The organism is Pseudonocardia nematodicida, assembly GCF_040105385.1.
Lineage (GTDB): Bacteria > Actinomycetota > Actinomycetes > Mycobacteriales > Pseudonocardiaceae > Pseudonocardia > Pseudonocardia nematodicida.
Genome location: NZ_JBEDNQ010000004.1, coordinates 534,826 through 542,193 on the forward strand (window position 1 = coordinate 534,826; position 7,368 = coordinate 542,193).

Genomic DNA, 7,368 nt, shown 5'->3' on the forward strand with positions numbered 1-7,368 from the left:
GACGTCAGCCCGCGGCGGCGGCCCGCTCGAACGAGACCTCGTCGATGGAGCTGACGTTCGAGCCGCCACCGCCGCCGAGCGTGGTGATCCACAGGAGCACGTGCTCGGTCGGCTGCGAGCTGTCCAGCGGCACGACGGTCTCGCCGTCGTCCAGCGTCACCGTCTCGAGCCTGCGGGTCTCGTCCAGCGTGGAGTCCGCGGACGGCGCCGAGCGGACCTCCACGACGGTGCCCGGGCTGCTCGAGTCGATGGTCACCCCGGCCAGCGGCACCGCGGCGTCGAACGAGGCCATGATGCCCACGCCGTCCTTGAGCGCCGGGAACGGCTGCCGGTACCGCGAGGTGTTCCACGCCGTCGCCGGGTCGCCGTCGACGACCCGGTCCACGGTGCCGGCGTTGTCGCCGTCGCCCTCCGGGTCGAAGACCTGCACCGACACGTTCTGCACGGTGGCGGTCGCGGCCGGGCCCTGCGGCTCCGCCGGGGGCGCCGACGCCACGGGCGGCGACACGACCACCGGCGGCGCGCTCGCGGCCCCGAACAGCGACACGACCTGTACGGCCAGGTAGCCGAGCACGATCAGCACGCCGACGGCGAGCACCGCCAGTCCGATCCGCAGGTTGCGACGCCGTTGCGGGTCCCGGCGGGTGTCCGGGAGCCGGTCGGCGTTCTGCCAGACGTCGTCCGCCTCGGCCGGGGCACCGTCGTGCACCGGCGGGAAGAACGCCTGGTCGGCGCCCTCGGCGACGACGTCGGACAGCATCCGGTGGGTGGCCGCGGCGGTGTGCACGCGGCCGAGCCCGTCGCCGGCCTGGCCGAGTGCGCCCATGCAGAGGGTGTCGAGCTCCAGCGGGACGCCCGGGCGCAGCTGCGCCGGCGACCGCAGCCGCCCCGCCGGGGTGCGGTCCGCGGCGACCAGCCCGGCCCGGGCGGCGTCGGCGACCGAGAGCGGCCAGCGCCGGGTGAGCAGGCAGTAGAGGATCCCGCCGAGCCCGCGGACGTCGTCGGCGGCGGACACCGACGGGCGCGGGAGCAGGAAGGCGAGCATCGCGCGGCCGTCCGGGGTGATCCGGACCCGTTGCGGGTGGTCGCAGCCGAGCACCAGCCCCCGCTGGTGTGCCTCGGTGGCCGCGGCGGCGAGCGCCTCGACCGCGCGGGCGGCCCGCTCGGCGCGGACCGGGCCGTCGGCGACCGTCTCGGCCAGCGAGCGTCCCGGCACCCACTCGGCGACGGCCGCGCCGAGCACGTCGGCGGGCAGCCCGTTGGTGCCGGGTGCGAGCACGTCGAGCAGCCGGGCGCTGCCACGGTGCTCGAAGCTGCCCGAGCGCAGCGCGCGCACGATCATCTCGCCGGCGCGTGCCGTGCCCTCGGGGTCGTCGGAACGGTCGTCGGCGGGCAGCCGGCGCAGCAGGGTGATCCCGACCGGCCGGCGCAGCACGGTGTCCTCCGCGCGCCAGAACTCGGCACCGGCGGACGGGTCCACGCCGACGCGCTGGCGCAGGACGTAGCGATCGGTGAGCTGCGATCCGGCGGCGGTCGCGGGGGCCTCGCGGGAGACCGGGAGTCGCTCGGTCGGGCGGGCCTGGGCCGGGACCGTCGCGGTCGGAAGGTCCTCGGTGGGCTGCACGGGTGCCCCGCGCGCCGCCGAGCCGGGTCCTTCGGGACGCGGTTCGGACCGGACGTCGTCAGGGGCAGCTCGCTGGTCGGTCTGCCCGTTCAACGGCTTCGCCCTCCCCCCGGCGCCCGACGTCGCGTCGACGCTCAGCCTACGTCACTCCGTCGCATGCGGACGAGCCGAGAACCCCTCTCGGGACCCGTCCGTGATGTGTTCGGCACCGGACTGGGTCCGGTTGGCTCCCGAGGGGGGTGTATTCGCTCACATGTCCTTGTGGAGGGACGAGTGGTCGTATTCGAGCGACGAACGACATTATCGTTATGATGACGAGTAAGGCGGGAGACGCGTTCGCGCGGTCTCGTCGCCGCCCGCTCCGGGTGCGCTGCCGCCGCTCACCGGCTCCGCGTCCGACGGCGGCGGACCGGGGTCACCCGGGGTGCCGGTCCGCCCGGGACCCGGACCGGAGTATCCCCCGGACGACCGGACACGACGGACGATGCGGCGCACCACGAGGACCACGAGCACAGCGCCGGCCACACCGGTCAGCCAGACGGTGACCGTCCCGTAGACCGTGGACCGGACCCGCAGCCGGGTGTCCGGGCCGAGCGCGGCGCCGTCCGGTGTCCGGAGACCGGCGTCGACACTGAACTGGCCGGAGCGGGTGACCTGGGCGCTCACCCGGACCTGGACCCGGCCCAGCGGCGGCACCGCCTGCTCCGGGATGGGCGCGACCCGCAGCCCGGTGGTGCTCGACATGACCACCCGCACGTTCATGGTCACCGGCAGCCCGTTCGCCACGGTGATCAGCAGCGGCGCGTCGCTGGTGCCCAGCGAGTACGGGCTCGGCGGCTGGAGCACCCGCACCGAACCGCGGACCTGCTCGATCCGGCCGGCGACGACGTCGGCCTCCCGCCGGGCCCGGTCGGGATCACCGCGCCACCAGGACGACGCGGCCCGCAGGGTGCCGCGGACGAGCGGGTCGAAGACCTCGGCCGGGGTCGTGCCCACCCCGGTGCGGCCCTCCGCCGCGCCGCGCAGGCCCTCGATCGACCGGACCTGCTCGCCGATCGTGGCGACCACCGCGCCGGGGATCTCCACGCCGCCCGCCTGCACCGGGTAGACCAGCGCCGCCGGTCCGGTGTCCGCCGGCTCCGAGGCGACGACGCCGGCCAGGCCGGTGGGGGCGACCCGGCCCTCGGCGATCAGCGCGGAGAGCGTGGCCAGCGTGCCCGCCGCGCCCGGTCCGCCGGCCGACCAGTCGTGCGGTGGGGCGATGAGCAGCGGTGCCCCGCCGGCCTGCGGCCCGTTCTCGGTGCGGAACGCCAGCGCACCGGCGAGGTCCTGGCCCGCGAGCCCGTCCTCCCGGGATCCGCCGCTCCCCGCCGGGCCGGCCACGGCCTCGGACAGGAGCGGGTCGGCGAGGACGGCCCGGTCGGCGTCCGGTCCGTTCGCCTCACCGAGCCGGACGACGCCGGAGGTCTCCGTGCCGTCCACCCCGTCCGCGGACAGCACCAGCCGGCTGCCGCCGCCGAGCGCGTCCCGTGTGGCGTCGTCCAGCACGCCGTCGACCGGCCACACCGTGTCGTCGAGGACCGGGGTGTCCAGGCCGCCGATGCCCGCGAGCGCCGCCCGGCCCTGCTCCAGCGCGGTGCGGGCGACGTCGGACCCGCCGCCGCGGACCAGCGCGACCAGGTCCGCGTCCGACGGCGCCAGGGCCACCACGCACGCACCGCGGGCCGCCGTCCGGAGCTCGGTCAGCCATGCCCCGGCCGCCTCGGCACCGCGGCCGGGAACCGTCGTACCGTCCGCCGAGGTGACGACCTCGTAGCCGCCGGACATCGCGTCCGCGGTCGCCACCAGCTCGGGATCGACGGCCAGGCAGACCGCGCCACGGACCGGGGAGCCGGCGGGCGCACCGGTCGCGTAGGCGTCGACCAGCTCGCGCAGCCGGCCACCCGGGGCGAACGAGGTGGCCAGGTCGTCGTCGGTGAGCACAGGCGTCTGCCCGGGTACCGGCGGGATCCGCCGTGGCGCGTCGGTGATCGGCAGCAGCATCGAGACCGGGGTCGCCGGCGGCGAGGGCGGGGGCACGCTGCCGGGCAGCGCCGACACGGGCAGCACGGTGGGCCTCGAGGCGATCCGGGACGGGGTCCCGCCGATCGTGCCGTTGACGTTCACCAGCAGCGGGTAGGTGCCCGGTCCGGGCAGCGCGAGGGTCTCGCCCGGTGCGCCCGTCAGCTCGACCGCGTACCGGAACGGCCGGGACTCCCCCGGTGCGAGCGGGCCGAGATCGGTGAACCGCGGGGTGGCGCCGTCCACTGGGTCCTCGCCGGCGAGCGCGCCGCGCAACCCGGCCTCGTCGACGACCGCCGCACCGCGCTGCACCCGGACGGCGAGCTGCTCGACCGGGTCGGGGCCGGTGTTGGTCACCGAGCCGGTGACGACCAGCTGCGCCGGGCCGTCGGCGGTGACCACGCGGGGGGACATCGCGTCCACCGCCAGCGCGACCGGCCCGGGGTCCGGCACCTGGGCCGGCGCCGCGGAGGCGACCGGTCCGGCGACGACGGTTCCGAGGAGGGCTGCCAGGGCGATCGCGACCAGGGCCGCGATCCGGTTCACGCCGTTTCCTCCAGCAGGTCGGACGCGTACCGGATCAGCCGGCGCTCGTCGGCGTAGGCGAGCCGGGACTCCAGCTCGTCCAGCGGGACCCAGGCCACCTCGGAGACCTCGATGTCGGCGTCGGAGAGCTCTCCGCCGAGCGCGCGCATGAGGTAGTGGTGCACGGTCTTGTGCACGCGTCGGTCCTCGGCGACGAACCAGAAGTCGATGGTGCCCAGGGGTGCCAGCACGCGTCCGATGATGCCGGTCTCCTCCTCGACCTCACGCACCGCCGCCTGCTCGGCGGTCTCACCGCTCTCGATGTGCCCCTTCGGGAGCGACCACAGCAGCCGTCCGCGCCGGTCCAGACGGCCGATCAACGCCGCGCAGTGGCTGTGCGGGTCGACGACGAGCCCGCCGGCCGAGGTCTCGTCCACCGTGCGCAGCCGTCGTCGGCGGTCGGGGGAACGCCCGGTCTGTCCGGCCCGGCCGGACCGCCCGCCGTTCCCGGCAGCACGACCCGTGGCGGAGCGGTCGCGGTGCGGGGACATGTGGCGATGGTAACGAGGAGGCGGCCGCTCGGTCTCCCGACGAGCGGTGTGTGGCCCGATCCCGCCCGCCCGGGTGCGGGTGATCAGGCCGGAGGAGATCGCCGGGGGACCCGGTACCGGAGCCCGGCCCGGGCGCGTTGCCTACACTGGCCGGTCGTGTCCTCGCCGTCCGTGACCTCCCAGACGACCCCGCGCCCGACCTCGTCGGGACGACCGCCGGGCCCACCGGCCGACAGGGGCTCGGACCCGGACGAGCTGCAACGCGCCCAGGAGGACGCCGTGGTGCAGATGCTCGACATCCCGGCCGTCGCCGAGGAGCTCGGCGCCCGGTTCGCCGCCCGCGGCCATCGCCTGTACCTGGTCGGCGGCAGCGTCCGGGACGCGTTGCTGCGCGGGTCCGGGGCGGCCGACCGGCCCTGGAGTGATCTCGACTTCACCACCGACGCGCGGCCGGAGGCGATCCTGGGGATCGTCCGCGGCTGGGCGGACGCGGTCTGGGACACCGGGATCGCGTTCGGCACGGTCGGACTGCGCCGGGGGGACGCCACCCTCGAGGTCACGACGTTCCGGGCCGACACCTACGACGGCGCCTCCCGCAACCCCGAGGTCCGCTTCGGCGACGACATCACCGGCGACCTGGTGCGCCGCGACTTCACCGTCAACGCGATGGCCGTCGAGCTCACCGGGGAGCGGCGCACGTTCGTCGATCCGCACGGCGGCCTGGCCGCGCTCGCGCAGGGCGTGCTCGACACCCCCGACGCCCCCGAGCGCTCGTTCGCCGACGACCCGCTGCGGATGCTGCGTGCCGCCCGGTTCGTCTCCCAGCTCGGATTCACCCCGGCCGAGCGGGTGACCGCCGCGATGACGGCGATGGCCGGCGAGCTCGCCCGGATCACCGCGGAACGGGTCCAGGCCGAGTTCAGCAAGCTGATCCTCGGCGCCCACCCCCGGCGCGGGCTGGAGCTGCTGTGCGACACCGGGCTGGCGCAGTACGTCGTGCCCGAGGTGCCGGCGATGCAGCTCGAGACCGACGAGCACATGCAGCACAAGGACGTCTACACGCACTCGCTGGTCGTGCTGGAGCAGGCCATCGACCGGGAGACCGACGGCCCGGACCTCACGCTGCGCCTCGCCGCGCTGTTGCACGACATCGGCAAGCCGGCGACCCGGCGCAAGGAGCCGGACGGGCGGGTGAGCTTCCACCACCACGAGGTGGTCGGCGCGAAGATGACCCGCAAGCGGCTGCGCGCGCTGAAGTACCCGAAGGCCCTGATCGACGACGTCTCCCAGCTCGTCTACCTGCACCTGCGGTTCCACGGCTACGGCAAGGGCGAGTGGACCGACTCCGCGGTCCGGCGCTACGTCACCGACGCCGGACCGCTGCTCGACCGTCTGCACGCGCTCGTCCGGTCGGACTGCACGACCCGCAACCGGCGCCGGGCCGCCGCGCTGCAGCGCAACTACGACGGCCTGGAGCAGCGGATCACCGACCTGCGCGAGCAGGAGGAGCTCGACGCGATCCGGCCCGACCTCGACGGCAACCAGATCATGGAGCTGCTGGGGATCCCGGCGGGACCGATGGTCGGACGTGCGTACAAGCACCTGCTGGCGTTGCGGATGGAGCACGGACCGCTCGGTGCGGAGCGCGCCGGGGCCGAGCTGCGGGCCTGGGCGGCGGAACACCTGTCGTAGATCGTGTACGTGTGTCTGGGACGGACGTCTATGACGGACGTTCCAGCACGTGGACGGGTGTTCGGCTCCCGCGGAACGCGGCCTCTACTGCAGACGGGTGCCGGGGGCGTCGCCGCGCGGCGGGTGCGACGATGGACCCGTGCGGGAACACCGCGCCGTGCGAGGCGCCGCTCTTCCCCCGGTCACGCCGGGGAGCCTGCTGGTCGCCGCCCCCGGGCTCGGTGATCCGAACTTCGCGCGCACCGTCGTCTACATGATCGAGCACCGGCCGCACGGCAGCCTCGGCGTCGTGCTGAACCGGCCGGGTGCGACCGCGGTCCGCGACGTCCTGCCGCGCTGGGCGGGGCTGACCAGCGACCCGGGCTCGATGTTCGTCGGCGGCCCGGTGGAGAACCGCACCGCGCTCTGCCTGGCTGCGCTGCGCACCGGTGAGTCCGGGCGCGGCCTCGCGGGACTGATGCCGGTCCGGCCGCCGGTGCAGCTGGTGGACCTCGACTCCGACCCGGGACCGCTCGGACCGCGGCTGCGTGGCCTGCGGATCTTCGCCGGGTACTCGGGCTGGGACGCCGGTCAGCTGCACGGCGAGATCTCGCGGGGTGACTGGTTCGTGGTGCCGGGGCTGCCGGACGATCTGCTCACCACGTCCCACGACCGGCTCTGGGAGCGGGTGCTGCGGCGGCAGGGCACCCCGCTGGCCCTGCTGGCCACCTTCCCGCGCGACCCGGCCCACAACTGAGCTCCCTCCGGAGCCCTCGCCACGCCCCGGCGGGCCAGTGCCCCCCCGAAGCCGACTCATGACTGTGAGGGTGGATGGGCCGGTCCAAAGATGATGGGCTGGTGACAGAGGCGGCGGGTGTGGCCCGACTCATGACTGACCTGTGTGTCTTTCGAGCGACTTGCCCACCTGCTGCTTCT

5 protein-coding genes are annotated in these 7,368 nt (G+C 75.3%); 2 read left to right on the forward strand and 3 right to left on the reverse strand.

Features of this window, described 5'->3' with window-relative positions; translation table 11 throughout:
* Positions 1-4: 4 nt before the first annotated feature.
* The 3 genes from WIS52_RS12915 to WIS52_RS12925 form a co-directional block, all read right to left on the reverse strand.
* Positions 5-1,624 (reverse strand): protein kinase family protein, encoded by a 1,620-nt coding sequence (locus WIS52_RS12915; protein ID WP_349298432.1) that lies wholly within the window; start codon positions 1,622-1,624, stop codon positions 5-7.
* 306 nt (positions 1,625-1,930) lie between these two features.
* A complete protein-coding gene (locus tag WIS52_RS12920) occupies positions 1,931-4,231 on the reverse strand; it encodes a DUF6049 family protein (protein ID WP_349298433.1) in 2,301 nt (766 codons plus the stop codon).
* The gene (locus WIS52_RS12925) at positions 4,228-4,761 is read right to left on the reverse strand and encodes an NUDIX hydrolase (RefSeq protein ID WP_349298434.1); all 534 of its coding nucleotides are present in this window, start codon (positions 4,759-4,761) and stop codon (positions 4,228-4,230) included. The genes WIS52_RS12920 and WIS52_RS12925 overlap by 4 nt, the downstream gene beginning before the upstream one ends.
* A gap of 156 nt (positions 4,762-4,917) precedes the next feature.
* Between WIS52_RS12925 and WIS52_RS12930 the strand changes: the two genes are divergently transcribed.
* Together WIS52_RS12930 and WIS52_RS12935 are read left to right on the forward strand one after the other, a co-directional pair.
* Complete coding sequence (locus tag WIS52_RS12930; RefSeq protein ID WP_379610481.1) at positions 4,918-6,453, forward strand: CCA tRNA nucleotidyltransferase; 1,536 nt, start codon at positions 4,918-4,920, stop codon at positions 6,451-6,453.
* 139 nt (positions 6,454-6,592) lie between these two features.
* Positions 6,593-7,189 (forward strand): YqgE/AlgH family protein, encoded by a 597-nt coding sequence (locus WIS52_RS12935; protein WP_349298435.1) that lies wholly within the window; start codon positions 6,593-6,595, stop codon positions 7,187-7,189.
* The last annotated feature ends 179 nt before the right edge of the window (positions 7,190-7,368 follow it).

What these genes read in the sequence shown, in the direction of transcription:
- WIS52_RS12925 (WP_349298434.1), bottom strand. Translation starts at nt 4,761, where the DNA reads ATGTCCCCGCACCGCGACCGCTCCGCCACGGGTCGTGCTGCCGGGAAC.